This is a genomic window from Arthrobacter sp. NPDC090010 (genome assembly GCF_044748305.1).
Lineage (GTDB): Bacteria > Actinomycetota > Actinomycetes > Actinomycetales > Micrococcaceae > Arthrobacter_E.
Window position 1 is genome coordinate 64498 of sequence record NZ_JBIVFT010000001.1, and the last position, 25648, is coordinate 90145.

The window sequence follows — 25648 nt, forward strand, 5'->3', positions numbered from 1 at the left end:
GGCTCAGCCTTCCAGGGCGAACCCGTCGAGGTGGTGGACCAGGCGGCGGCCGAGGCCGCCATCGAGCTGGATCCACAGGGTCGTCCGGTCGTTGGTCATACCGTCCACATGGCCGATGATGCGGTGGCCGCGGCTGTCGGCAAGCGTGATGGACTGACCGGTGGGGATCTCCGGCCAGAGGTGGGTGGTTTCTTCAGTGGCGCCCAGTGCACTCACGGCAGTCTCCTTTGCTGCTCTGTCATCTCTTCAGCATTTATTCTTCAAGACGAGAGTGAATACGGGGTGAACATCTGCCGGGAGTTCGCTAGAAGCGAGACAAACGTCGCCCCTTGCGCACTGCTTGTGCCTGGCTGAAGCATCGCGGAGCATGGACCTCATGACCGATGCCGCCGTGGACACGGCCTCTCTCGTCCGCCGTCTCCGTGCGGCCGGTTGCGTCTTCGCCGAGGAGGAAGCCGCGATCCTGCAGGATGCCACGGACGACGTCGGAGAACTGGACGCGCTGTGCACTCGCCGTGAGCGGGGAGAACCGTTGGAGCATCTCGTGGGGTGGGTCGGCTTCGGTGGACTGCGGCTGGCCGTCGGCCCGGGGGCCTTCATTCCCCGGCAGCGTTCCTTGTTCCTGGCGGCACTCGCGGCGGAAGCAGCCGCGCGTCGTGCCGATCCACTGCTGTGTGAAGCCTTCTGCGGCGTGGCACCCCTGGCCGCGTGGATCCGGCACCGGATGCCCGGAGTGCGGCTCCTCGCCTCTGATCTCGACGAGATCTCGCTCGGCTATGCGCGGCGCAATCTGGGGGAGGAGGCCAGGATCGTCCACGGGAGCGGCTTGGCGGCCTTGCCGCGGGAATATGAGCAGCAGATCGACGTCCTGGCGGCCGTTCCTCCGTATGTTCCCGAGTCCGAAGCGGAATTCATGCCCCACGAGTCTCGGGACCACGAGCCGGGAGGGGCGGTTTTCGCCGGCGTGGACGGGCTGGACTTCATCCGCCAGACCCTCGATGAGGCCTTGCGGTGGCTGGCTCCCGCCGGGGTGATGCTGCTGGAGATGAACCACGGTCAGCTCGATACGGCGGGCCGGTATGCCGAAGCGCAGGGTCTGTCCGTGAGCCACTTTCTGGGCGAGGATGGTCAGACCGCCGTCCTTGAGGCGAGGCTTGGCTGAACGCCCTTCCCCTAGAAGTTACTGGTGAGTAACATGAACGCATGCACCTCATCTTCCGGACGCTGTGGCTGCTGTTCGCATCCCGCCGTCGTTCCCCACTGAGCATCTGGGACGTCTCCAGCCTGCCGATGCGCGCCTTGCCCACCGATGTGGACATCGCCGTACATGTCAACAACGGCATGTATTTCTCCCTCATGGACCTGGGCCGCTTCGACCTCATGGTCAGGGCGGGCGTGTGGAAACGCATGCGCCGCAAGGGCTGGAGCCCAGTGGTCGCCGCCCAGATGATCAGCTATCGCAAGTCGGTGAAGCTCTGGCAGCGCTACACGATCGAATCGAAGATCATCGGCCTGGACGCCAAGGCCATCTACTTCGAACAGCGGATGGTGGCGGACGGCGAAATCTACGCCCGCGCGTACATGGCCACTCGTCTGGTGCGGCGGGGACGGCCCGTGAGCAACGAGGAGATCCTCGCCGAGGTCGGGCCGGTTCCCGAGGGGCTGGAATTGCCCGAGTGGCTCCACGAGTGGCGGACTCAGGTGGCGCTCCCCGGTTCCAGGACTCCTGCCCCGCACGATTGGTGATGGCGTGGCCCGGACGACGCGGTGACGCATGATCGGAGCCATCAGGCTCCGATCATGCGCCCCCCAATATCCGCATTTCCCCAATCCCTGTGTGCTCAGTCAGCCTCAGCGGCCGACGTCGCGAGCTCGCAGAACCAGCGCGGCCAGCACCATCAACACGATGGTGCCGCCCCACAGCCCCGCGCAGACTCCCCAGTCCACGCCCTTGCTGAAGGGATCTGAGCCGAAGAACCAGTGGTACGGCGAGAGGTTCAGCAGCCATTTGGCCGAGTCGCTCTGCTTGCCGACGGCGTTGAACACATAGCCGGCCACCGCCACGGCCGCGCCGAGGATCAAACCGTGGACGCGCCGCCCGCGCAGCGCCCCGCCGAGGAGGGCCGCAGCAGCGCTCAGGGCCACCAGGCCGGCGAACCCCAGAGCGGCGCCGGCGACTTTGCCCAGGTCAAGGTTCAGCTGGGATGGGCCATTGAGGACCGAGACCGCGCAGTACATCACGAGCACCAGGAACAGCAGCCTGGCCAGGATGGCGAGGGCGCGACCGCCCACCACCTGTACCCGGGTCACCCCGTGGGCCAGGGTCAGCTCCAGCAACCCGGACTCCTCATCGCCACCGACGGCTGAGGCGCCCCAGGCGATCGCCGCCATGCTCAGCAGGAGGAAGCCCAGCAGCCCGAAGAGCGTGGACTGGGTGTAGCCGGGTCCGCTGCCGAGTTCGTCGTAGTTCAGAGTCTTGACCAGTTGAGACGGCAGCGAGTTGAGCAATTGCTGCATCTGCCCGTTCCCCACCATCGAGGGGAAGAGTGGAAGGTACAGTGCAGCTGCGGCCACCAGACCGATGGCCCAGGCGACGGTCGCCCGCCAGCTGTCCACCACGCCGCGTGTGAAGATCGCCAGCATCTCAGGACTCCTTCCGTGCGTGACGTACGTGTCGCCGCTCGTGGCGGTCTGCATCGTGAGGTGGCCGCGCGCCGTCGTGGTTGTTGCCGTAGAGGGTCAGCACCGCTTCCTCCAGATCAGGCTCCTCCAGTACGACGTCGATCACCGGCAGCGCGGCGAGCGCACTCAGGAGGGGGCGGACGCCGTCGTGGACGCTCGCCTCGAGCTGTCCGTCGGGGAGCGTGCGCAGCTCGTCGACTCCGGGGACCGCACCGAGGCTTCGCGTGGCCTCGTTGAGAACGGCGTCGCCGTCCTCGAGGCGGACACGGAGTTTGCGCACGGCGTTGGCCCGCAGCTCCTCGACGCTGGCGTTGGCGACGATGGTTCCGGCGCGAAGGATGGCGACCCGGTCCGCGCTCTGTTGGAGTTCGCTCAGGACGTGGGAGCTGAGGAGCACGGAGCGCCCGTCATTGCGGACCTCCGCCACCATCGCCAGGAACTCCTGCTGGAGCAAAGGGTCCAGCCCGCTGGTCGGCTCGTCCAGAACGAGCAGTTCGGGGTCGTGCATGAACGCCTGGATGAGGCCCAGCTTCTGCTTGTTGCCCTTGGAGAGTTCGCGCACCTGCTTGTCCAGTGGGACGGCCAGGCGGTCGGCCAGTTCCTCGATCCGGCCTCGCTTCACGGGGCCGCTCAGCCGAGCGAAGTGGTTCAGGAGCTTCCGCCCTGTGACTCGGGATTCCAGGATCAGTTCGCCCGGGAGGTAGCCGATCCTGCGTCGAAGTTCCGGACCGGCGTGGCGGGGGTCTTCGCCCAGCACGCTCAGCGTTCCGCTGCTGGGCCGGATGATGTCCAGAAGACAGCGCAGGGTTGTGGTTTTCCCGGCCCCGTTCGGCCCGATCAGGCCCAGGACCGAACCCGGCGGCAGCTCGAAGCTGAGGCCGTGCAGGACCTCGTGCCGGGCGAAGGACTTATGCAGGGAGTCCACGCTGATGCTGGCTGACATGTCATGCCTCCTGAGTTTCGTCGTGGTCCGTGGCTTCTTGATAGGCCTTGAGGAAATCGTCCGTGGTGTAGAAGCCGTGAGTGTAGAGCTCAAGGCCGGGCCCGCCGATGCGTTGCATGACGCTTTGCCAGTCGCCGTCGAGGCCCAGCCACTTCGCTGCGAAGGGGCCGAAGGCGAGGGTGCCGACGCTGGTCAAGGCCGTGAGCACGGCGACGCCCCGGACATCGGAGAAGGGCCGGACGGTGCCGTCCTCGATACCGCTGCGGATGACGTGTTCGCTCAGTTCCACGAGGTGCTGGAAGAGCGCGGCACTGGTGGCGGTGCCTTCCAGCAGCGCCTGGCGGAGATAGTTCATCTCCAGCGTGTAACCATCCGGATCCCGGTTGAACTCGGCCATGAGGTGTTTCAGACCGCCAGGGTGCATCTTGCTGCTGGCCCGCTCCGTGGTGACGCCCAGGACCTGCTCGTCACAGGCCTCGCGCAGCCCGGCAGCCGAGCCGAAGTGATGGATGAGCAGCCCGGGACTGACCCCGGCCTCCGCGGCGATGGCACGCAGGCTCGTCTTGCCGAAACCGTCGCGGGCGTAGAGCCGGATGGCGGCGTCCCGGATGCGGGCCTTGGTCGTGAGATCGTCCTCTGCTGAACGCATGTTTAAGATGCTAAACACGTGTTCAATCGAAGGGAAGAGATGTGGAGGATGATTTTCGGAAACGTCTAGGAAGCGCTCCCGCGGGAGGCCGCCCGGCGCAGAACGGCGCGGCCGAGGAAGAGCAGAGCCACGGCGCCCAGCGCGATCATCGCCACGTCACTGTCGTGCCAGGAGAGGAACCCGGTCAGCAAAGGGTGATCCCGCTGCGTCTCAGGAGAGAACTCGTACCAGTTGTCGGAGCCCTTGGTGCTGGACCAGGCACGGCGTCTTCCGCCCAGGTCGCGGGCCCACCACGGCCGGAGAACGGCGTTCAGCAGCACGCAGAGGCCGAGTGGGACGACGAAGCAGGCGAGAAAGCCCCACTGCGGCCGTGACCGCTCGATGATCCCCCGCAACATCCGTTCCTCCTGTTCAAATGCTCATCTTACGGAGTGGACGGGTGGACGACCCGCCCGGGAAGGTCACGCCGAGAGCGGAAAGCCGGTGCCGGTGGTGGCCAGGCGCGGGCGGGCATGGTTACCGTGGAGGCATGGCTACCGTAGACATCACCGGAGAACAGTTCGCAGAGACCATCCAGGGCAATGACATCGTGCTGGTGGATTTCTGGGCCGATTGGTGCCGCCCGTGCAAGATGTTCGCCCCCAACTACGCGGCGGTCTCGGAGAAGCACACCGATGTCCTCTTCGCCAAGGTCGACACCGAGACGGAGCAGCAGCTCTCCGCCGAGGCCGGCATCACCTCCATTCCCACACTCATGGCCTTCCGCGAGCAGGTCCTCGTGTTCTCTCAGCCCGGCGCCATGTCCGCCCCGCAGCTGGAACAGCTGGTGGAGGCCGTCAAGGGTCTGGACATGACTGAAGTTCACGCGCAGGTCGCAAAGGCCCAGGCCGGAGAAGACGTCGAGGAGAGCTGACCTCTCCGGCGGACGCACCGCGGGCCATCCTTCTAGACTGGCGGGATGAGCCTCAGCCCCGAGCAGGAACGGCCCGTCCGGAACCGTTTCGTCACAGCCGCCACGACGATCGGCGGATTCGTCCTGCTGTTATGGGTCATTGAAGTCATCGACACTCTGACGGGGCATCGACTGGATGCCTTCGGGGTGCGGCCCTGGAACCTTGAAGGCCTGCTGGGAATCCTCTTCGCCCCGTTGCTCCATCTGGGCTGGGGTCATCTGATCGCCAACACCGGCCCCTTGCTGGTGCTGGGTTTCGTGATCCTGCTCTCCGGGGTAGGCACCTGGTTGCGCGTGACCGCTGTGGTCTGGATTGTCGGAGGACTGGGAACCTGGCTCACCGGTGGCCCGGGGTCCGTGCACATCGGCGCCTCCGGACTCGTCTTCGGGTGGATCGTCTACCTGGTTCTGCGTGGTGTGTTCACCCGGAGCCTTCTGCAGATCGGCCTGGGCGTGCTGGTCCTCCTGGCCTATGGTGCGATTCTGTGGGGCGTGCTGCCAGGCCAATTCGGGATCTCCTGGCAGGGGCATCTCTTCGGAGCCATCGGCGGTGGACTGGCGGCCCGCCTGGAAAAGCCCTCCGAAGACGGCGCGGAAGGGTGGTTCCCGGGCCGCGCGAAGCAGTAATGTGCCTCACATGGACTCCTACACCGCAGGAAACGCCGACGTTCCGCTGCTGGATGAGACGATCGGGGCGAACTTCGAGGCCGTGGTGCGGCGCTTCCCCGAGCGCGAGGCGCTCATCGAGGCCGGCCTGCCCGGCCACGCTGCACGACGCTGGACCTACCGCGAACTGAACGACGACGTCGACCTCCTCGCGAGGGCGCTTCTCGCCATCGGCGTCGGTGTGGGGGAGCGGGTGGGCATCTGGAGTCCCAACTGTTCCGAGTGGACCATCCTGCAGTACGCCACCGCGAAGATCGGGGCGATCCTTGTCAACGTCAACCCGGCCTACCGCAGCCACGAACTGCAGTTCGTCGCCCGGCAGAACGGCATGAGGATGCTCGTGCTGGCACCCGATGATCGCAACAGCGACTACGTGGCCATGGCGCGGGACGCCGTCGAGAACTGTCCTGAGCTGCGGGAATTGGTCTTCCTGGCCGGCAATGAGGAGAACGACCCGCTGCTGGCGCTCCGCGCCGGTGAGCCCGGACGGGCAGGAGAGCTCAGCTGGGCCGGCCTGCTTGAGAAGGCGGAGGCCGTCGAGCCTTCGGTACTGGCCGGACGACTTGCCGCGCTGGATCCACAGGACGCCATCAATCTCCAGTACACCTCCGGCACTACGGGCTTCCCCAAGGGAGCGACGCTGAGCCATCACAACATCCTGAACAACGGGCATCAGATCGGTGCGCTGCTGAAGTACAGCGAAGAGGACCGCGTGGTCATCCCGGTGCCGTTCTACCACTGCTTCGGCATGGTGATCGGCAATCTGAACATCCTCTCTTACGGTGGCACCGCCATCATCCCGTCCCGTTCCTTCAGCCCGGCAGCCGCTCTCCGGGCGGTCCAGGACTTCGCCGCGACCTCTTTGTACGGGGTTCCGACCATGTTCATCGCCGAATTGGCCCTGCCGGACTTCGGCTCCTACGAGCTCCGGACGTTGCGTACCGGGGTGATGGCCGGGTCGCTGTGTCCCATCGAAGTGATGAAGCGGGTGATCGGCCAGATGCACATGGAGGATGTGGCGATCTGCTATGGAATGACTGAGACCTCCCCGGTGTCCACCATGACCAGGGACGGCGACACTCTGGCGCAGCGCACCGAGTCCGTCGGACGCACCATGCCGCACTGTGAAAGCCGCATCATCGATCCGCTCAGCGGTGAGACCGTGCCGCGTGGCGAGATCGGAGAGCTCTGCACCCGCGGCTATGTGGTCATGAAGGGCTACTGGGACCAGCCGGAGAAGACAGCCGAGGCGATCGATGCTGACGGATGGATGCACACCGGTGACCTGGCCCGGATGGATGAGGACGGCTACGTGCTGGTGGAAGGGCGTATCAAGGACCTGGTGATCCGTGGCGGAGAGAACATCTACCCCCGGGAGATCGAGGAGTTCCTGTATCAGCACCCGTCGATCCAGGACGTCCAGGTGATCGGGGTCCCCGATGCGAAGTACGGGGAGGAACTCATGGCCTGCGTGATCCTCAAACCCGGCGTCGCGGAGTTGACCCTGGAGGACATCCGGGACTTCTGTGCCGGGCGCCTGGCACACTACAAGATCCCGCGGTACCTCGAAGTCCGCAGCAGTTTCCCGATGACCGTGTCCGGGAAGATCCGCAAGGTGGAGATGCGCGAGGAAGCCGTGGCCCGGCTGGGACTGTAGCCCTTCCCCCTGAACGCGGGGTCACTTAGGGCCCGATAAATGGCCAGAATTGGGCCCTAAGTGACCCCGCGTTCCGGATGTGGATGACCCCCTGTGGATAGCCGGAGCACGACACGCGGTTTTGGAGCAAGCTGTCAGACATGGCCAAAGCGACAGCGCTTCCAGGAGAGCTCAGGCACCGCCCATTCACGACGTACGAATCGCGTGCCGCCGGTGTGCCTCGCAAACGGCTCCGGGCTAAGGATCTGCTCGGGACAGGGCGGCTGATTCACGTGCCGGCGGGGGTCCGGCCGGATCTCCTGGAACGCAGCCGAGTGCTGACGAAGGCGACACCGGATGCTTGGGTGTCCCATGAGACGGCGGCGCTTCTGGGCGGTCTGGGTCTTCCGTTCTGGCTCGCCGGAGAGGAATCGGTCCATCTGAGCAAACCGCATGGGCTGCCCAGGGTTCGCCGGGATGGGGTGGTGGGTCACCGGGTCCACGTCTATCCGCAGGAGATCACCGATCTTGACGGTATTCCGATCTCGACTCCGGCTCGGACGTGGCTCGATCTCGCTCATCGGCTTCCACTGCAGTATGTCGTCGCCATGGGAGATCAGCTGATCCGAGTTCCCCGAGAGCGGTTCGAGGGCCGATCCGAGCCCTACGCCTTCGTACCGGAACTGGCCAGGATGATCAGGCGGCATCCCAATATGAAAGGGGTCCTCAAGGCGCGGCTGGCGCTTGAGGATATGCGGATCGGTGCCGATTCGTATCCGGAGACGTTCCTCCGTCTGGCCATGATCGAGGCCGGTCTTCCCGAACCTGAACTTCAGATCCGGGTAGACCCGGACGAGCAGTGGTCTCCTCCCGCTGATCTGGGATATCGGCGCTGTCGTCTGGCGATCCAGTACGAGGGTGGTCATCACAGGAGTCGCGCACAGCAGACTCGGGACAATCTTCGGGACGAGGTGTTCATCAACGCCGGCTGGACCTACTTCAAGACCAATGCCGAGGATCTCGCCGAAGGATTCGCTGGAGTGATCGAGCGGATCAGAAGGGCTCGCCGTCGTGCGGCCTGAACGCGGGGTCACTTAGGGCCCGATAAATGGCGAGAATTGGGCCCTAAGTGACCCCGCGTTGCTAAGCGGCCTCGGGGTCCTCGACCAGCTCGCCGACCAGGTCCCGGAGTTCGCCCGCGGTGACGTTCGCACCGAAGGCGGGGTGGCCGGGTTCCAGCTCCAGGCCCGCAGCCAGCGGTCCGGCCAGTACCGGATCGAAGCCCAGCGCGTCGATGAGCTGGCTGACCGTGGTGACATCGGCGTCGTCGTCGCCCGCGACGGCGATCGCCTTCCGGCCGGCGGCACCGGCAGGCAGCGCGCCCTCATCCAGGTCGTGATAGCCCATGTGATTGAACGCCTTCACCACGCGGGAGCCGGGCAGGAAATCCTGCACGATCTCGCTCGTCGAGGTCGACGGATTGCGTAGATCCTCACGCAGGCCGTCGGTCTCCCACCAGTAGTTCATGGCATCGATCACGAGTTTGCCGTGCAGTTCCTCGACCGGCAGGCTCGGGTACTTGCCCAGCGGCAGGGCGAGGATGACGACGTCGGCGTCGCGGGCGGCTTCGGCTGATGTCACGGCGGTGGCACCCGGCGCGAGCACATCGACGATGAGAGAGATCCGTTCCGGATCGCCGGAACCGGAGATCAGGACGCGATGGCCCGCGGCGATGGCCAGCCGGGCGAGGACGGTCCCGACCTTGCCTGCACCGAGGATACCGATGGTGGTGGGGGTCATGATGATGATTCTCCTGAGGTCTGAGGGTCAGGCGTGGACGGCCTTGCCGTCCGCGGTGATGCGGGCGATGGGGCGATTGGCGGGATACCAGCGGCCCGGGTTCTCGGCGAGCAGCTCCCGCACGCGCGGGGCGACCTGCTCTCCGAGGAGGCGGATGCTCTGGGCGCGGGCCTTCACAGGAAGATGGAACAGGTCATACTTCAGGTCGAAGCGGGAGAGGTGATTGGCCCGGACGATATCGGCGATCTTCTGCGCCACCGTCTCAGGGGACCCGACGTACAGTGCGCCTGTCTTCACTTCTTCTTCGTAACGGTCCTTGGTGGGTGGGTAGAAACCGCGCTCCTTGCTCATCCGCGTGACCACCGGTTCCCAGTGCCGCCAGTGCAGATTCTTCGCTTCCTCGTCCGTCTCCGCCACCAGGCCGAGCGAGTGCTGGGCGATGGGCAGTTCCGGGTGCCCGTACTTGGCCAGTGCCTTCAGATACAGCTCGGCGTGGCCGGAGAAGCGTTCGGGACGGCCTCCGATGATCGCCATCATGAGTGGCAGGCCGTTCTTGGCTGCGCGGATCACCGAGTCCGGGCTGCCGCCGATGCCTATCCAGGCGGGGATCCCGCCCTCCGGCATGCGCGGGTGCAGGCGGACATCGTCAAGTGGGCTGCGGTACTTGCCGGACCAGGTGACACGGTCCTGGCGCATGAGCTTGAGGAACAGGTCCAGCTTCTCCTCGAAGAGCTGCTCGTACTCGGCGATGTCATAACCGAACAGGCCGAATGATTCGATCGCGGAGGCGCGGCCCAGCACCATCTCGGTGCGCCCGCCGGAGAGGGCGTCCACGGTGGCGAACTCCTGGTAGAGCCTCACCGGATCCTGGGTGGAGAGGACGGTCACGGAGGTGCCGAGACGGATGGTCGAGGTCGCCTGGGCGGCCGCCGAGAGCAGGACCGGGGTGGCCGAATCCACTTGGCCTTCGCGGTAGTGCTCGCCGACGCTGAACACGTCCAGGCCGACGGACTCGGCGAGTTGTGCCTCGTCCACCAGAAGACGCAGGGATTCGGCGTCGGAGAGGACGCGCTCCCCGTCGGTGGCCACGTCTCCGAAGGAGTTGAGCCCGAACTGCAATTGCTGAACGTCGACAGTCATCGCTGCCACGACCTTTCGCTTCCGTCTCGATATCGGATTGACACGTCAATAGTGCGCTCGTAGAGTTGACATGTCAACTCCAGGAGGAACCATGGAACAGCCGAAGCCCCGCACGATGCCCACACAGGAGCAGCTGCACACCTGGCGGGACTACATCGAGACGGCGGAGGCGTTGCAGTCCCGCCTCGCCGCACGGTTCCTCAGTGAGACCACGCTCTCCGCCGGGGACTACCAGGTGCTCCTGGTCCTCAGCGAAGCGGAACGCAAGACTCTTCGCTCGTCAGAACTGGCCGCCAGCGTGGGCTGGGAACGAAGCCGCCTCTCGCATCATCTGGGCCGCATGGAGAAGCGCGAACTCATCCGCCGTTCCAGCTGCAGCGACGCGGCCCACGGCATCGACGTCCAGGCCACCGAGGCCGGGCTGTCCGCCTTCCGCACCGCGTCCGTGCCGCATCTGCGTGCCGTCCGAGAGCTGTTCCTCGAGGCGCTCAGCCCCGAACAACTGGCGCAGGCCGCCGGGCTCACCCGGGCACTGCGAACTCACCTCGGCCTGGAGGAACGGTGAACTCCGCGATGCCCGACGGCGTACGTCACGCGACCGTCGTCGTCATCGGTGCCGGGCAGGCCGGGCTCTCCGCCGGCCACCACCTCAAGGCCCGTGGATTCGTCAGTGCGCTGACGAATCCGGAGGCGGAACGCACCTTCGTCATGCTCGACGCCGAGCAGCGGCCGGGTGGGGCGTGGCAGCACCGTTGGGAGTCGTTGACCATGGCGACCGTCAACAACATCTTCGATCTGCCGCGCTTTCGGCAGATCCCCGTGGAACCGTCGACACCCAGCAAGGTTGCCGTGCCGGCCTATTTCACATCCTTCGAGCAGGCCGAGGGGCTGCCGATCCTCCGGCCGGTGACGGTCTCTTCCGTCCGCCGGGCGGACGAAGACCCGGACGGTGAGCTGACGATCGACTCCGGTGCCGGACGCTGGACGGCCCGAGTGGTCATCAACGCCACTGGCACCTGGACCAACCCCGTCCTGCCGCAGTACCCCGGGCAGGAGAGTTTCCTCGGCCGTCAACTGCACACCAAGGACTATGTGTCCCTGGACGAGTTCGCCGGGCAGCGGGTAGCCGTGGTCGGTGGAGGGATCTCGGCCTTGCAGCAACTGGAGGAGATCTCCCGGGTCGCCACGGTGCGTTGGTACACCCGCCGGGAGCCGGTGTTCCGGGACGGCGCCTTCAGCCCCGAGGTCGAAGGACGGGAGACCATCGAGAAGGTCACCGCGGACGCGGAAGCGGGCAAGCCGACCGGCAGCATCGTCTCCTACACCCAATTGGCCTGGACACCCTACGCTCTCGCCGCCAAGGCTCGCGGGGCGCTGGAACGCCGGCCGATGTTCAGCGCGATCGAGCCTTACGGCGTCCGCGAGGCGGACGGTTCCTTCACAGGGGTCGATGTCATTCTCTGGGCCACGGGGTTCCGTCCGGCACTTGCCCATCTCGAACCGTTGGGCTTGCGCAACGAGCATGGCGGGATCGAAGTGCGGGGAACGCAGGTGGCCGCCGAACCCCGAGTGCACCTCATCGGCTTCGGTCCGTCCCAGTCCACCGTCGGGGCCAACAGGGCGGGGCGGGACGCCGTCGCCGGGATCGTCCGGCTCCTCGACCGGGAATCGCTGGGGGTCTAGGCCCGCGTTCCGGGAAATCGCCGATCTCAGGACCGGCGTTCGCTCAGATGAACCGTCACCTCGTCGCCCGTGGTCTTGCCGATCTTCCGGCGGAGGGCGGCGGTCACGGGGAGCTTGTGCGTGCCGTCGCCGAGTGCCATGAAAGAACTCGCGAACGGTTCGCCGTCGATGGTCCCGCTGACCTTGACCAGCCCCCGCGTTCCGAAGAACCGGGTCGATCCGTCCATCTGCACATAGGTCCACCCGCCGGGGGCAGTGCTCGTCACAAGCCTCGCGGTGAACGTCACGTCCAGTGGCCCTTGCCTTGTCGGGTCCGTCATCCCCGGGTTCCTCTCTTAGGTGAAGCCTCCCTAGGGACACGGTACGCCCGGATCGATTCCGGGGGTATCAGTGGCCGCGATGATCCTGAATGGTCATCCGAGGACCGAAGCGCGGAGCATTGACACCCGCTGAATAGAGCATTCGTACGACGCGCTGCCGCTGGCCACGCCACGGTTCGAGGAGGCGGAGCATCCCGGCGTCGTCGGTCCGCTCGCCTGTGAGGGCGAACCCCACGAACTTCGCGAGATGGAAGTCGCCCACCGCCACGGAGTCGGGATCCGCATGCGTGCGCTGTGTGACCTCGGCTGCCGTCCACACCCCGATGCCGGGAATGCTCTGGAGCCCCGCGGCAGCTTCGGCCGCACTCTTCATGCCAAGCCTTTCAAGGCCCGACGCCGAACGCAGCGCACGCAGGACGGTCGCGGAACGCTGCGGCCCCACTCCGGCACGGTGCCACTCCCAGGAAGGCACGCGCAGCCATTCGGCGGACGACGGCGCGAGGGTCAGCGCGGAGGGTGCCACCCGCCCCGCGCCGGGGGCAGAGGAACCGAAGCGACGCAGCAGGTAGCGGTACGCCCGGCGGGCTTCGAAGGTGGTGACCTTCTGTTCCAGGATGGTCGGCACGAGTGCGTCGACGACGCGGCCCGTGGCGGGGGCCCGTGTGCCGGGGTTCCGCCGTCGAGCCTCCCGGACGAGCGGAGGCAGCGACTCCTGGAAGGGCCCTTCGTCGAAGGCGCTCCAATCGTCGCTGAGGCCCAGCAGATCCGGTGCGGAAGCGACAGCGTGTGCTGCGCCTTCGCCCCAGGCGCGGGCTCGCAACTCGTCCCGATGGTGGGTGAGCAGGAGGGAGACCGTGCCTTGCGGGGTGCGGAACGCCGTCCAGAGTCCGCCCGGATGCGGGGCGAAAGTCGGGTCGCCGTCACCTCGTTGCAAGGGGAAACAAGTGGCTGCGAGGGAGTAGTGCTCCGGAGCCTCCCAGACCCCTTCGGCATCCGCGGCGCCCAGCTGCTGCGCGGTCGCGGCGGGGCCGGAATCGCGGGAGGCCGGGAGCACTGAGGTCACGGAAGCATCATGCCACGCGGCACTGACAACTCCCCGTGCGCCACTCACTGAAAGTCCCGGGAGCGCGTCTTGGCCCGCAAGGGCAGGACCTCCAGCCGGTCAGCCACGAGATTCGTCACGCCTTCCTTGGTGCGTTCGAGCATTCCGCGGACCACCATGGCCCTGGCGGTCTGCGCCACGCGCCGGTAACGCGTCCACACGCCGATGCTGCAGATCACGTTGAGTATCCCTGTCTCGTCCTCAAGATTCATGAAGGTGATGCCCTGGGCGGTCTGTGGCCGTTGCCGGTGGGTCACGATGCCGGCCACCTGAATCCGGCTGCCGGTCTCCGCGGTGCGTAGAGCCGTGATCGGAAGGACTCCCCGGGCGTCGAGACGGTTGCGTGCATGGCGGACCGGGTGGTCGTCCGTCGCGATGCCTGTGGCCCACATTTCGTAGGCAACGGCTTCCTCATCGCCCAGTTCGGGCAGGAGCGGTGGCTGGATGTACGGCTGGGTTCCGGGAAGCTGACCTGGACGTTCCAGCGCGGCTGAGCCGGATTGCCACAGCGCCTCACGTCGGCTGAGGTCCAATGATTCGAACGCTCCCGCAGAGGACAGCGCCTCGAGCTGTTCGGCGCTGAGTCCGGTACGCCGGGAGAGCTCTGTGAGGGTGCGGAACGGCCCGTTCGTCTCGCGTTCTGCCACGATGTGTTCCGCCAGCTCCTTGCCGAGACCCGTGACGCTGGCGAGACCGAGCCGTACGGCGTGTGAGGCATCGCGGCGGTGGGCCGGACTTTCATCCGGCGCGTCCTGTTCGAAGGGGCCCGGCTTCGGCTGGTAGCGGTCCAGACAGGAATCGAGACCGCTCCGCGAGAGCGGCGCGTCTTTCCCTTCTTCGCCTCCCTCGGTGTCGGGATCCGGTTCGAGGCAGGCTTCCGCACGGGAACGCAGGATATCGGGCCGCAGCACGCGGACTCCGTGCCGACGGGCGTCTGCCACGAGGCTCTGTGGTGAGTAGAAGCCCATCGGTTGGGCACGCAGCAGGGCCGCGAGGAAGGCTCCCGGATAGTGCAGTTTGAGCCATGAACTCGCGTACACGAGCACGGCGAAGCTGATCGAGTGCGATTCCGCGAAACCGAAGTTGGCGAAGGCCTCGATCTGAAGATAGATCGCCTTGGCCTCGGCTGGGCTCAGGCCGTTTGCCGCCATGCCGGCGAAGAGCTTCTTCTGCAGGCTTTCGATCTTCTCCACGCCACGCTTGGAACCCATGGCGCGGCGCAGAAGGTCGGCATCCTCCGCGGTGCAGCCGCCGATCGCCATGGCCATCTGCATGAGCTGCTCCTGGAAGAGCGGCACACCGAGGGTCCGCTTGAGCACGGGTTCAAGGAGAGGGTGAGGGTAGCTTGGTTTCTCTTCCTTTGCGCGCCGTCGGATGTACGGGTGGACGGCACCGCCCTGGATGGGACCGGGCCGGATGAGCGCGATCTCGACCACGAGGTCGTAGAACTCGCGAGGCTTCAGACGCGGCAGGGTGCTCATCTGGGCCCGGGACTCCACCTGGAACACGCCGATCGAGTCGGCCCGGCACAGCATGTCGTAGACCGCGGCCTCTTCCTTGGGGATGTCCTCGATGGTCCAGCGCTCGCCGAAGTTCTCCTCGACCAGATCGAAGCAGTACTGGAGCGCCGAGAGCATTCCGAGGCCGAGGAGGTCGAACTTGACCAGCCCCATCCACTCGCAGTCGTCCTTGTCCCACTGCAACACGGTGCGGTTCTCCATGCGTGCGTGTTCGATCGGCACCACTTCACCCACGGGCCGCTCGGTCAGGACCATGCCGCCCGAGTGGATGCCCAGGTGCCGGGGGTAGCCCAGGAGCTGTTCCGCGAGGCCGAGGACGCGTTGCGGGATGTCGAAGTCGTCCGGCGCGGTCAGGGGCGGCTGCTCTGAGGACGCAGCCTGTTCTGCGGTTTGCCGGGAGGCCTCGGAGCGCTGGGCCTCGGCGAGGGCATCCCAGCGGTTGAGCTGTTTGGACCAGGCATCCTGCTGCCCCTGGCTGTAGCCGAAAGCCTTCGCAACGTCCCGCACGGCGTTCTTGGGCCGGTAGCTGATCACGTTCGCGACCTGGGCGGCATTGCCGCGGCCGTACTTCGCGTAGACGTGCTGGATGACCTCCTCGCGCCGGTCCGAGTCGAAGTCGACGTCGATGTCCGGCTCTTCCTCGCGCAGGCTGGAGAGGAAACGTTCGAACGGCAGGTCATACGCGATGCTGTCCACCGCTGTGATGCCCAGAAAGTAGCAGGCCGCGGAGTTCGCGGCGGAACCCCGGCCCTGGCACAGGATGCCCTGGCTCTTCGCGAACTGCACGATCTCATGGACGATGAGGAAATAGCCGGGGAAGTCCTTCCGTTCGATCACCTCGAGCTCCTGCTCGACCCGTTCCCGGGTGGCTTCGGGGGTCGCCGGGCCGTGCCACCCTGGTCCCGGAGTCCCGTAGCGCTCCGTGATGCCCCGGTCCACGAGTTCCCGAAGATATGACATCGGGGTGTGCCCGGCGGGGACGTCCTGTTTCGGCAGTTTCGGGCGGGCCGAGCGGAGCGGGAAAGCGAGTTCGTCGGCGAGGCGGACGGTGTTCTCGACCGCACCGGGATAGCGGGCGAAGCGCCGCGCCATCTCCTCGCCGCTTCTCAGATGGGCGCCGTCGCTTGCGGGCAGCCAGCCGTCCATCTCATCAAGGCTCCTCCGTGCCCGGATCGCGGCAAGTGCCGTGGCCAGAGGGTGACGTGAGGGCTCCGCGAAATGGGCGGCATTGCTCGCGACGCAGGGAAGCCCGAGCCGGTCCGCGATCGCGGCGAGGGCGTCATTGTGGGTGCTGTCGAGCGGGTTGCCGTGATCGAAGAGCTCGACGGCGACGCCGTCCTGGCCGAAGCGCGCCACCAGTTCACGTACGGCGTGCTCTGCGGCTTCCTCACCCAGACGCCCCGGCTGGGCGAGGGCTCTCCGGACGGCTCCCTTGCGGCACCCTGTGAGGATCACGGCGTGACCGCGCAGACGCGCGGCGACGTCGTCTAGATCGAAGATGGGACGGCCTTTCTCCGCTCCGTGGGCGAGCTGCGCCTGGGTGATCGCTCCGGCGAGGCGGTGATACCCCTCTTCGCCGCGGGCCAGGACGAGGAGGTGCTCGCCTTCGGGGTCGGCCACGCCGTTCTGAGGCGCGCTCAGCCCGAGCGAGAGCTCCGCGCCGAAGACCGTCTTGAGCCCATAAGCGTCCGCGGCCTCGGCAAGGCGGACCACCCCGTAGAAACCGTCATGGTCTGTGACGGCGAGGGCGTGCAGGCCCAGGCGGACGGCTTCCTCCACGAGTTTCTCGGGAGAGGAAGCTCCGTCCAGGAAGCTGTAGTGCGAGTGGACGTGAAGCTCGGCGTAGGGAACGGTGGGTGCCGCCGTGGCAAGACGCCGTGCCGTGGGCGAACCCTCTCCGGGCATCGACTGAGCCCCGGAGGAGGCTGCAGGCCCGCCGTCTCCGGCTTCCGGGCCCTCTGTGGGGAGGAGCTGCTTGAGCGGAATGTAGGGACCTCGTTTATGCGACCACGCAGGACTGTCTCCACCGTCATGTTCGATCGGCGCTCGCCCGGTCTCCGTACGTTTCGCGCCACGCTTGGCGGGAGGCTTCGACTCCTTGCCGTCGAGGATGTCATGGAGCTCCTGCCATGGCCTGGGAGGGTTGTTCCAGCCCATCGTCCTCTCCTCTCAATCTTCATGCCTTCAGTCGTAGCGGGCCTCGGCCCACCACCGACCGCCTTCGCCCAGCAGGAGCCAGGCCTCGTTTTCGCTGTCGAGGATCTGGAACCTCTCGGCCTGCCGGCTCTCCTTCGTGTCCCACCAGCGCTGCCGCAGGAGCCAGGGACCTGCCCAGCTCTGCACGGCCCGCCGGTCCGCTGTGGGTCCTGGTGAGAACCAGGCCGGGGGAGCCGTCAGATCCCCACGAGGCCCGACGCGGAGAGAACCGGCATCCTTATCAAGCAACCGGACCGGTACGGGCTCGGGGAAGACCGTGGCGGGAAGGGGCTCTGGAACCGTCCCCGGCCAGGGCCTGCCCGCGCGGGATTCCGTTCCGGACGGGGCCTCCTCGCCCCAGGGCACGAGCAGATTGCGCTCCGCGAGAAGCCTTCCGCCTCCCGCCACGGGGTGCAGCACGGAATCGTGGCCGAGCATGGTCTGAAGACGGCGGAGACCATGGTCCAGGCGCTCGTCGACACCGCCGAACAAGGCTTGTCCGCGACGTCCCAGGAGATCCACTTTGTCGGGTGATAACCGGAGCCGGACGATGGGGGCCGCGAGTGTCTCACCGGTCGTTCTCCAACGGGCTCGCTGGCCGCCCGCAGAATCCGGGAGGCCATTCCGTGCCGGTGCGGGCGGCCCGGATGACTGAAGCTGCCAGCGGACGCGATCCACGACGTCGCCCGCCCCGAAATGATGGGGGTGTCCCCAGGTGCGCTCGGAACGCCGGCCGGCGTCGTCCGTGATGCTCACCCGCAGCTCAGTGCAGGCGAGCCCCTGAATACGGAGAGCCTCGACGAAGGCCTCCGCCGTCGGTCTGAGCGCGAACGCGATCTGGTCCACACGGTCGAGCCCCGGTTCGAAGTCGACGGTGCGCTCGTGCGGTGGAGGAGGGACGCGTGGCACGATCATCCGCGGATCGCGGCCGCAGGCGCAAGCGTGTGCCATGAGCCCCAGCAGGCCGAAACGGGAACGGACATCCGACGGCGAGAGCTCCGCGAGACTGCCTAAGGTCTGGATCCCGAGCCGTATGAGGAGCGACACGAGTTTGGGTTCTTCGAGGACGGTGATCGGTATCCCGGCGAGGAACTCGGGGGATGCCCCTTCCTCGACGATGAACAGTGGCGAGAGTTCGGCGGTGCTGCGCGCGGCTTGCTCTGCCGCGAAGATCGAATCCGCGATCCCGGCCCTTGCCTCAAGACCGAGCCGGGCGGCTGCTTCGAGGGCGGCGCCGACCGTGGCCTCTTCGCTCCCGTAGTACCGCACGGCTCCCCGGCTGCGGATGACGCACAGGCCGGGCCGCAGGATCTGCACCCCGGGCAGTGCGGCCTCGAGCGCCGTGACGACTGGCTCGAACTCGCGGGCATCCCGCGCCGGATCGGCGTGCAGCGTCACCAGCTCGGGGCAACGGGATTCCGCCTCGCGCACCCTCAGGCCTCGGATGACCCCGGCTGTCCTGGCCTCCGAGGAACAGACGGACACCAGGCCTTTCTCGATGAGGGCCGCAGGCACCCGTTCCGGGATCTCATCGGCCAGCTGGGCGGCGAGGAGCGGCCAGTCCGGAAACCAGACGACGAGCGCACGTGGGATGCCCTGTGGTGTCCCGGAGTTCATGACAGCACTCTGTTCATGACAGCACTCTGTTCATGACGGCACCTTGTTCATGACGGCCCTTGGTCATGACAGGACCTTCACGAGTCTCGGGCGGATGCTGTGCGGCGGGGCGCTTGGCGGCCGCGGCAGGAGCGGCTGGTCCAGGGTGTTCAGCGCAGCGAGATCGAGCACTGCTCTCCGGGTGCGGCCCTTGTGGCTGAGTTCCAGGTCCACCTGGTGACGCCGCAGGTGACCGTGTCCTTCCCCGAGTCCTTCCCAGCGTGAGCCGCGGGATGTGAGCGCACCTTCACTCTGGGGCCAGGGGCCGAGCACCAGGAGCGTTCCGCCGCGCTCACGCAGGCGTGAACCGAGCCGCGCGGCGTCCCCGGGCGCCACGCGGCCGTTCGGGCGTACCAGCAGGAGCGGTAGGACGTCCGCGAGGGCTGAGACGACGGAGAGCCAGCCGGGGCCGGTGTCCGGCACGAGCACGAAGCGCTGAAGGGCGACGCCGAAGGCTGCCGCGGCCTCGGCCCCGAAGTCGGGGATCCCGGCAGCCCCGCACCACTCACCGTTCGCCGAGGGGCCGGCGAGCAGGGCCATGGCCACCGACAACGGGGTGTCGAGTGAGTAGGCGGCGCCCCCGCGCAGCCCGTACGGAAAGAGACCCGAGAGGCCTGGCAGGACGGGATGGGAACTGTGCCGGTTGCTTCTGCCCTGCATCAGATGGATGCGCTCCTGGAGCACACGCAGCTCGCCCTCCGAAGGGGCGGTGGAGGCGGAGCTGAGTGGAAGCGTCATCTCTTCATTATTCGAAAGTATGTTCGATTAAGTCAATCGCGGAGAGTGCCGTTCCGCGTGTTCCCAGGAGTGTCGGCCTAAGCTTCTCCTCTGGCCTCAATCCGTGTCAGTGGCAACGGCTAAAGTGGGATCCATGAAGTATGCGGAGTCCGTTCTGGACCTGATCGGTAACACGCCCCTGGTCAAACTCAACCATGTGACCGCGGGAATCAGGGCCACCGTCCTGGTCAAGCTCGAATACCTCAATCCGGGCGGTTCCATCAAGGACCGCATCGCGGCCAAGATGGTCTCCGAAGCGGAGAAGAGCGGCAAGCTTCAGCCCGGTGGCACCATCGTCGAACCCACCAGCGGCAACACCGGCGTGGGCCTGGCCCTGGTGGCGCAGCAGAAGGGCTACAAGAGCATCTTCGTCGTGCCGGACAAGGTGGGCGAGGAGAAGCGTGCCGTCCTGGAGGCCTACGGCGCCGAGGTCGTGGTGACCCCCACGGCCGTCGCCCCGGACAGCCCGCAGAGCTACTACGGGGTTTCCGACCGGCTGGTCCGGGAGATCCTCGGGGCATACAAGCCGGACCAGTTCTCCAACCCCGCCGCCCCGGACAGCCACTTCGAGTCCACTGGACCGGAGATCTGGCGGGACACCGACGGCAAGATCACCCACGTGGTGATCGGTGCCGGTACGGGCGGCACCATCACCGGCACTGGACGGTACCTCAAGGAGGTGTCCGCGGATCGCCCCGAGTCCGAGGGTGGCCGTGTCAAGGTCATCGGAGCGGACCCGGAAGGTTCCGTTTACTCCGGTGGTACCGGGCGCCCTTACTTCGTCGAAGGCGTCGGCGAGGACATGTGGCCCGGCAACTATGACAAGTCCGTCCCGGATGAGGTTCTGGCCGTCAATGACGCCGAGTCCTTCGCCATGACCCGTCGCCTGGCCCGCGAGGAAGGCCTGCTCGTCGGAGGTTCCAGCGGCATGGCCGTGGTCGCCGCCCTGCGCACCGCACAGGAACTGCCGGAAGACGCCGTCGTCGTCGTGATCCTGCCGGACTCCGGCCGCGGCTACCTCGCCAAGATCTTCAACGACCAGTGGATGCGCTCCTACGGCTTCCTGCCCGGAGCCGAGGAGGACACTGTCGGCGCGGTGCTGGAATCCAAGAAGGGCACCATGCCGGACCTGGTCCACATCCATCCCAATGAGAGCGTCCGCGACGTCATCAACATCATGAACGAGTACGGTGTGGACCACATCCCGGTCCTCTCCGCCGAACCGCCCGTCGTGATGGGTGAGGTTCTGGGCTCTGTGGATGAGCGCACGCTGACCAGCAAGCTGTTCCGTGGCGAGGCGAAGCTCACGGACAAGATCTCGGATCACATGGGGGAAAAACTGCCCCTCATCGGTTCACTCGAATCAATCTCGGCAGCCAGGGCGTTGCTCTCCGAATCGGACACCATCATGGTGACCTTCGTCGGCGCTCCCGTCGGCGTCGTGACCCGCCACGACCTGCTCAACTACCTCAGTCACTGAGCCTCACGTAACAGCCCCACCGGAAGGGAACCAGCATGACCGACGCATCCCGCGCAGCCGGCTTCAACACCACCGCCATCCACGCAGGTCAGGCCTTCGAGCCTCGCACCGGCGCCGTGGTTCCGCCCCTGCACTTCTCCTCCACCTACGCGCAGGACGGCATCGGCGGCCTGCGTGACGGCTATGAGTACGGCCGCGGCGGCAACCCCACGCGCGACTCACTCCAGGAGCAGCTCGCGGCCGTGGAGGGCGGACACTTCGCCTACTCCTTCGGCTCCGGTCTGGCCGCGGAGGACGCTCTCATCCGGGCCCTCTGCCGCCCGGGCGACCACATCGTCCTCGGCAACGACGCCTACGGTGGCACCTACCGGCTCATCTCCCGGATCCACGGGGACTGGGGCATCGGGCACTCGGCCGTCGACATGGGCGATCCGGCCGGTGTGGCCGAGGCGGTCCGTGCGAACCAGACCCGTCTGGTCTGGGTGGAGACGCCGTCGAACCCCATGATGCGGATCAGCGACATCGCGGCGCTCGCCGAGGTGGCGCACGACGCCGGGGCCCTCCTCGTCGTCGACAACACCTTCGCGTCGCCGTACCTGCAGAACCCGCTCGCCCTGAGCGCCGACATCGTCATCCACTCCACCACCAAGTACATCGGCGGTCACTCCGATGTGGTGGGCGGCGCCGTGGTGCTCAACGATGAGGAACTGGCGCAGAAGGTGCAGTTCCTGCAGTTCGCCGCCGGTGGGGTGTCCGGCCCCATGGACGCGTTCCTCACCACGCGCGGCCTGAAGACACTGGGCGTGCGCATGGACCGGCACTGCCAGAACGGACAGGCCGTGGCCGAATGGCTGCTCACCCGCCCCGAGGTGGAAGCCGTGCTGTACCCGGGCCTGCCGGATCACCCCGGCCATGAACTTGCGGCGAAACAGATGCGCGGCTTCGGCGGCATGGTGTCCGTGCAGTTCAAGGGCGGTGCCGAGGCGGCCCGGAAGATCGCCGAGTCGACCCGCGTGTTCACCCTGGCGGAGTCCCTGGGTGGCATCGAGTCCCTCATGAACTACCCGTCCGAGATGACCCATGCTTCCGTCAAGGGCACCGAGCTGGCCGTCCCGGAGAACCTGCTCCGCCTCTCCTGCGGCATCGAGGATGTCGAGGATCTCCTGGCGGACCTGGAGCAGGCCTTCAAGCAGCTCTGAGCCACGCCCTTCTTCCACGCGAGACGCCAGTTGAGCACAATGTTCCCGTCCGGGACTGTGCTCAACTGGCGTCTCGCGTGAGGGAAGAGAGATGCGGTACCACGACGATTTGAACGTCATCCTCATAGACGACCTTGCCGGGGTCGGTTGAGTGGATGAGCTGGTACTCGATGTCGTAGCGGGTCAAGAGGTCCGTGTAGAAGTCGATCCTCGCCAACAAGTGGGTGGCGGTGGGCTTGAACCAGGCCTGGGCCGCCGGGTTCACGGCAGGATCGTAGATCGATTTATGCGGTGTCGCATAGGCCTGGTCGTAGTAGTCATTGGCGCTGCGCCAGCTGGTCCAGTCCTCGGGGCTGAGCCTGCCTTCTTTTGCCAGCCGATTGGACAAGGCAAAAATCCCAAGGTGGATTCCGCTGCCCTCGGGGACCCTCGACTGGTAGCGCAAAAATTTTTGGACCATACCGACCACCCAAACATAAAACCCTCCACTCGACGGGAACGCGCCGAGTGGGCACTAAATCACAGTCCGGCAGCGGAACATTGCGATCAAGTGCCCACTCGCGGAGGGAGGGAGAGGGAGGGAGGGAGGGAGGGAGGGAGGGGCGGTGCCCCTCTGCTGTTGGCTGCTCTGCCCATGGCAGAGAAAGGGGCGAGCCGGTCCCGGCTGGGGCGACGATGGCTTCATGACTGATACTCCGAAGCAAACCCTGTTTTCAGAATCCATGCGACGGGAGTTTTACGAACGCCGTGTTCTGGTCCTGGATGGGATCCTCGACGATGACAACGGTACGGTGCTTGCCACTCAGCTGATGATGCTGGCCACCGATGACCCGGCGTCGGACATCGCCCTCTGGATCCATTCCCCGGGCGGTTCGGTGCCCGCGATGCTGGCCATCCGGGACATCATGCGAACCATTCCCAACGATGTCTCCACCCTCGCCCTCGGCATCGCGTGCAGCGCCGGCCAATTCCTGCTCTCCTCCGGCACCCAGGGCAAAAGGAAAGCTCTCCCGCACGCACGCATCCTGATGCACCAGGGCTCTGCGGGCATCGGGGGAACCGCGGTGGACATCGCCCTGCAGGCCGACGATCTTCGCCACATGCGCGATACCGTCCTCGGCCTGATCGCCCAGGACACCGGGCAGCCGGTGGAGCGTGTCCACGAAGACTCCCTGCACGACCACTGGTACACGGCCGAGGAGGCCAGGGCTTACGGCTTCATCGACACCGTGATCGGTTCCTTCGAGGACTACCGGCCGACGTCGCGCACCGCCGCAGGGTTCGCGCATGCCACGGAAGGGACCATCCGATGAGCAGCTACACCATCCCCAACGTCATCGCCCAGCATCCGCGCGGCGAACGCATCATGGACGTCTACTCGCACCTGCTCACCGAACGGGTGGTCTATCTCGGCACCGGGATCGACGCCGGCGTCGCCAACGCGCTCATCGCACAGCTCCTGTACCTCGAAGCGCAGAACCCGGAGCATGACATCCAGCTCTACATCAACTGCGAGGGCGGCGATCCGAGCGCGATGCTGGCGATCTACGACACGATGACCTTCATCAAACCGGACGTGGCGACCACGTGCGTCGGGCAGGCCGTCGCGGTGGGCGCGGTGCTGCTCGCCGCCGGTGCGGCCGGCAAGAGGGCTGCGCTTCCGCATTCCCGTATCGTGCTCCACCAGCCCGCGGCGCAGGGACGGGGAACGATTCCCGACCTCATCCTGCAGGCCGACGAGGTGATCCGCATCCGCTCGGACATCGAGGAGGCGCTTGCCCTCCACACGGGCCAGAGTGTTGAGACCCTTCGCCGGGACACCGATCGGGACCGGACCTTCACCGCTCAGGCGGCGCGCGCCTACGGCCTGCTGGACCTTGTGATCACGAGTCGCTGAGGGCCGCGCCGGGTATGAGGTTCAGGCGGCCAGAGCGAAGCACGTCGCGCTGGCCGCGCTCTGCTCCACCGCGGGACGCTCGACCGTGAGGGCCTGCGCGACGTCGAGGGTGAGATCAATCAGGGTCACGTCCAGGGCGCGGGCCACGACGGCGATGATCTCGCTCGACGGCTCCTTGCGGCCACGCTCGATCTCGGAAAGGTACTGCGTCGAGACACCGGCCCGCGCGGCGACGGTCTCCAGGGTCTCGCCACGCTCGGTCCGCCGTCGCCGCAGGGACCCGCCGAGGAGGTGACGCCACAGCGGCTCCCGCCTCAGGGGGCTCACCGGCGCACTGCGAGCGACGACGTCGGGGGCTTCGGAACGCTGTCCGCGGAAGGGATTCTCGGCCATGCTTCATCGTAGGACGGCGGTTCGCCGGGCGGGCGGTTCTCTGCTGTCAGCAGAGAACAGGAGCGGTCCTTTCTGCGAATCGTGGGAACATCGTCGATGTGACCGACATTGCTTTTCCTGAGATGCCGCCCCTCTACGAGTCCCTGACCTGGCTCACCCCGCTCTCCGAGGAGCGCGCCGCGAACCTCGTGGCGTTCCTGTCCGAGCCCGCTCCTGCTGAGGTTCTGGACATGGGATGCGGGTGGGGAGAACTGCTCCTGCGGGTTTTGACATCCACCCCGACGGCACGTGGACGCGGAGTGGACAGGGCTTCCACGTTTATCGACCGGGCGAGGCAACAAGCGCTGAGCCGTGGGCTGTCCGACAGGGTGACCTTCGAGGCGATGCCTGGGCTGGAAGCCGAGGACCGCCCTGCAGACGCAGTCATCTGCATCGGAGCGAGCCAGATTTGGGGGCCTCCGGTCGAGGCCGCGCAACCGCTCGACTACGCCGCAGCCCTGCGGGCCCTTCGAACTCTGGTGCTTCCCGGCGGCCGGCTCGTCTACGGCGAGGCAATCTGGTCGGCACCGCCCCATCCGGCTGCCACTGCTCCGCTGTCCGGACGAGATGACGAATTCCTCACCAAAGACGCATTGCTCGCGCAGATCCGCGCCGCCGGTTTCGACGTGGTGGACGATGCACAGGCAAGCATCCAGGAGTGGGATGCCTTCGAGGCGGGGTATCGCGATGGGTATACCCGTTGGCTGGAAGCCCATGATGCCGACCACCCCGCCGCAGAACAGGTCCGTCGGCAATATGAGGAACAGCGCGCCGCCTATGAAGACGGTTACCGAGGCGTTCTCGGGATGGCGTATTTCTGTCTCAGAGGATGAAGGCCGTCTGAGACATCGGGGGGTCCCTGCCGGAGCAGAACACTCCCGGCCCCCTATGCGAGTGGGCACTAAATCACAGTCCGGC

At 66.5% G+C, this 25648-nt stretch carries 27 protein-coding genes; 13 read left to right on the forward strand and 14 right to left on the reverse strand.

Annotation, left to right across the window (positions count from 1 at the left end; translation table 11 throughout):
* Nucleotides 1-3: 3 nt before the first annotated feature.
* On the reverse strand, nt 4-216 hold the full coding sequence (locus ACIPXZ_RS00285; protein ID WP_400590014.1) for a hypothetical protein: 213 nt from the start codon (nt 214-216) through the stop codon (nt 4-6).
* Between the two features lie 151 nt (nt 217-367).
* Between ACIPXZ_RS00285 and ACIPXZ_RS00290 the strand changes: the two genes are divergently transcribed.
* Nucleotides 368-1162: a hypothetical protein gene (locus ACIPXZ_RS00290; RefSeq protein ID WP_400590015.1), complete on the forward strand. Its 795-nt coding sequence runs from the start codon at nt 368-370 to the stop codon at nt 1160-1162.
* A 41-nt stretch (nt 1163-1203) separates the two neighbouring features.
* Nucleotides 1204-1746 (forward strand): acyl-CoA thioesterase, encoded by a 543-nt coding sequence (locus ACIPXZ_RS00295; protein ID WP_400590016.1) that lies wholly within the window; start codon nt 1204-1206, stop codon nt 1744-1746.
* Nucleotides 1747-1851: 105 nt separating this feature from the next.
* Here the strand turns inward: ACIPXZ_RS00295 and ACIPXZ_RS00300 are convergent, their stop codons facing one another.
* From ACIPXZ_RS00300 to ACIPXZ_RS00315, 4 genes are all read right to left on the reverse strand, one after another.
* Nucleotides 1852-2643, reverse strand: a complete 792-nt coding sequence (locus tag ACIPXZ_RS00300) for an ABC transporter permease subunit (RefSeq protein WP_400590017.1) — start codon at nt 2641-2643, stop codon at nt 1852-1854.
* Between the two features lies 1 nt (nt 2644).
* Nucleotides 2645-3625, reverse strand: a complete 981-nt coding sequence (locus tag ACIPXZ_RS00305) for an ABC transporter ATP-binding protein (protein WP_400590018.1) — start codon at nt 3623-3625, stop codon at nt 2645-2647.
* Nucleotide 3626: 1 nt separating this feature from the next.
* Nucleotides 3627-4274, reverse strand: coding sequence for a TetR/AcrR family transcriptional regulator (locus ACIPXZ_RS00310; protein WP_400590019.1), 648 nt, complete (start codon nt 4272-4274; stop codon nt 3627-3629).
* A gap of 65 nt (nt 4275-4339) precedes the next feature.
* Nucleotides 4340-4672 carry a hypothetical protein gene (locus ACIPXZ_RS00315; RefSeq protein ID WP_400590020.1) on the reverse strand — a complete coding sequence of 111 codons (333 nt, stop codon included), beginning with the start codon at nt 4670-4672 and terminating at the stop codon, nt 4340-4342.
* A 131-nt stretch (nt 4673-4803) separates the two neighbouring features.
* Between ACIPXZ_RS00315 and trxA the strand changes: the two genes are divergently transcribed.
* From trxA to ACIPXZ_RS00335, 4 genes are all read left to right on the forward strand, one after another.
* Nucleotides 4804-5187, forward strand: a complete 384-nt coding sequence (trxA, locus tag ACIPXZ_RS00320) for a thioredoxin (RefSeq protein WP_400590021.1) — start codon at nt 4804-4806, stop codon at nt 5185-5187.
* Nucleotides 5188-5232: 45 nt separating this feature from the next.
* Nucleotides 5233-5853, forward strand: coding sequence for a rhomboid family intramembrane serine protease (locus ACIPXZ_RS00325; protein ID WP_400590022.1), 621 nt, complete (start codon nt 5233-5235; stop codon nt 5851-5853).
* Between the two features lie 10 nt (nt 5854-5863).
* Nucleotides 5864-7549, forward strand: coding sequence for an AMP-binding protein (locus ACIPXZ_RS00330; RefSeq protein WP_400590023.1), 1686 nt, complete (start codon nt 5864-5866; stop codon nt 7547-7549).
* A 140-nt stretch (nt 7550-7689) separates the two neighbouring features.
* Nucleotides 7690-8610, forward strand: a complete 921-nt coding sequence (locus ACIPXZ_RS00335) for a hypothetical protein (RefSeq protein WP_400590024.1) — start codon at nt 7690-7692, stop codon at nt 8608-8610.
* 61 nt (nt 8611-8671) lie between these two features.
* Here ACIPXZ_RS00335 and ACIPXZ_RS00340 read toward each other — a convergent pair whose 3' ends face one another.
* On the reverse strand, nt 8672-9328 hold the full coding sequence (locus ACIPXZ_RS00340; protein ID WP_400590025.1) for an NADPH-dependent F420 reductase: 657 nt from the start codon (nt 9326-9328) through the stop codon (nt 8672-8674).
* A 27-nt stretch (nt 9329-9355) separates the two neighbouring features.
* On the reverse strand, nt 9356-10468 hold the full coding sequence (locus ACIPXZ_RS00345; protein ID WP_400590026.1) for an LLM class flavin-dependent oxidoreductase: 1113 nt from the start codon (nt 10466-10468) through the stop codon (nt 9356-9358).
* A gap of 91 nt (nt 10469-10559) precedes the next feature.
* Between ACIPXZ_RS00345 and ACIPXZ_RS00350 the strand changes: the two genes are divergently transcribed.
* Nucleotides 10560-11033 (forward strand): MarR family winged helix-turn-helix transcriptional regulator, encoded by a 474-nt coding sequence (locus ACIPXZ_RS00350; RefSeq protein WP_400590027.1) that lies wholly within the window; start codon nt 10560-10562, stop codon nt 11031-11033.
* Between the two features lie 8 nt (nt 11034-11041).
* Entirely contained in the window at nt 11042-12151 is a 1110-nt protein-coding gene (locus ACIPXZ_RS00355) for an NAD(P)-binding domain-containing protein (protein WP_400590594.1), read from the forward strand.
* Between the two features lie 26 nt (nt 12152-12177).
* On the opposite strand, the gene ACIPXZ_RS00360 is transcribed toward ACIPXZ_RS00355, so the two are convergent.
* The 5 genes from ACIPXZ_RS00360 to ACIPXZ_RS00380 all read right to left on the reverse strand — a co-directional run bounded on the left by ACIPXZ_RS00360 (nt 12178) and on the right by ACIPXZ_RS00380 (nt 19683).
* Nucleotides 12178-12471, reverse strand: coding sequence for a DUF1905 domain-containing protein (locus ACIPXZ_RS00360; protein WP_400590028.1), 294 nt, complete (start codon nt 12469-12471; stop codon nt 12178-12180).
* Between the two features lie 67 nt (nt 12472-12538).
* Nucleotides 12539-13525, reverse strand: a complete 987-nt coding sequence (locus tag ACIPXZ_RS00365) for a DNA-3-methyladenine glycosylase family protein (protein WP_400590595.1) — start codon at nt 13523-13525, stop codon at nt 12539-12541.
* Nucleotides 13526-13578: 53 nt separating this feature from the next.
* Nucleotides 13579-17250: an error-prone DNA polymerase gene (locus ACIPXZ_RS00370; RefSeq protein WP_400590029.1), complete on the reverse strand. Its 3672-nt coding sequence runs from the start codon at nt 17248-17250 to the stop codon at nt 13579-13581.
* 27 nt (nt 17251-17277) lie between these two features.
* Nucleotides 17278-18906, reverse strand: coding sequence for a DNA polymerase Y family protein (locus ACIPXZ_RS00375; protein WP_400590030.1), 1629 nt, complete (start codon nt 18904-18906; stop codon nt 17278-17280).
* A gap of 63 nt (nt 18907-18969) precedes the next feature.
* Nucleotides 18970-19683 (reverse strand): hypothetical protein, encoded by a 714-nt coding sequence (locus tag ACIPXZ_RS00380; RefSeq protein ID WP_400590031.1) that lies wholly within the window; start codon nt 19681-19683, stop codon nt 18970-18972.
* A 133-nt stretch (nt 19684-19816) separates the two neighbouring features.
* Here ACIPXZ_RS00380 and ACIPXZ_RS00385 point away from each other — a divergent pair, with 133 nt between their 5' ends.
* Together ACIPXZ_RS00385 and ACIPXZ_RS00390 are read left to right on the forward strand one after the other, a co-directional pair.
* Nucleotides 19817-21202: a cystathionine beta-synthase gene (locus tag ACIPXZ_RS00385; protein WP_400590032.1), complete on the forward strand. Its 1386-nt coding sequence runs from the start codon at nt 19817-19819 to the stop codon at nt 21200-21202.
* 35 nt (nt 21203-21237) lie between these two features.
* Nucleotides 21238-22401, forward strand: coding sequence for a cystathionine gamma-synthase (locus ACIPXZ_RS00390; RefSeq protein WP_400590033.1), 1164 nt, complete (start codon nt 21238-21240; stop codon nt 22399-22401).
* Nucleotides 22402-22462: 61 nt separating this feature from the next.
* On the opposite strand, the gene ACIPXZ_RS00395 is transcribed toward ACIPXZ_RS00390, so the two are convergent.
* Nucleotides 22463-22789 carry a hypothetical protein gene (locus ACIPXZ_RS00395; RefSeq protein ID WP_400590034.1) on the reverse strand — a complete coding sequence of 109 codons (327 nt, stop codon included), beginning with the start codon at nt 22787-22789 and terminating at the stop codon, nt 22463-22465.
* A 334-nt stretch (nt 22790-23123) separates the two neighbouring features.
* On the opposite strand from ACIPXZ_RS00395, the gene ACIPXZ_RS00400 reads away from it, so the two are divergent.
* Together ACIPXZ_RS00400 and ACIPXZ_RS00405 are read left to right on the forward strand one after the other, a co-directional pair.
* Complete coding sequence (locus ACIPXZ_RS00400; RefSeq protein WP_400590035.1) at nt 23124-23714, forward strand: ClpP family protease; 591 nt, start codon at nt 23124-23126, stop codon at nt 23712-23714.
* Nucleotides 23711-24298 (forward strand): ClpP family protease, encoded by a 588-nt coding sequence (locus ACIPXZ_RS00405; RefSeq protein ID WP_400590036.1) that lies wholly within the window; start codon nt 23711-23713, stop codon nt 24296-24298. Before ACIPXZ_RS00400 ends, ACIPXZ_RS00405 begins: the two co-directional genes overlap by 4 nt.
* A gap of 21 nt (nt 24299-24319) precedes the next feature.
* On the opposite strand, the gene ACIPXZ_RS00410 is transcribed toward ACIPXZ_RS00405, so the two are convergent.
* The gene (locus tag ACIPXZ_RS00410) at nt 24320-24691 is read right to left on the reverse strand and encodes a helix-turn-helix domain-containing protein (protein ID WP_400590037.1); all 372 of its coding nucleotides are present in this window, start codon (nt 24689-24691) and stop codon (nt 24320-24322) included.
* A 98-nt stretch (nt 24692-24789) separates the two neighbouring features.
* On the opposite strand from ACIPXZ_RS00410, the gene ACIPXZ_RS00415 reads away from it, so the two are divergent.
* A complete protein-coding gene (locus ACIPXZ_RS00415; RefSeq protein ID WP_400590038.1) occupies nt 24790-25563 on the forward strand; it encodes an SAM-dependent methyltransferase in 774 nt (257 codons plus the stop codon).
* Nucleotides 25564-25648 lie beyond the last annotated feature (85 nt).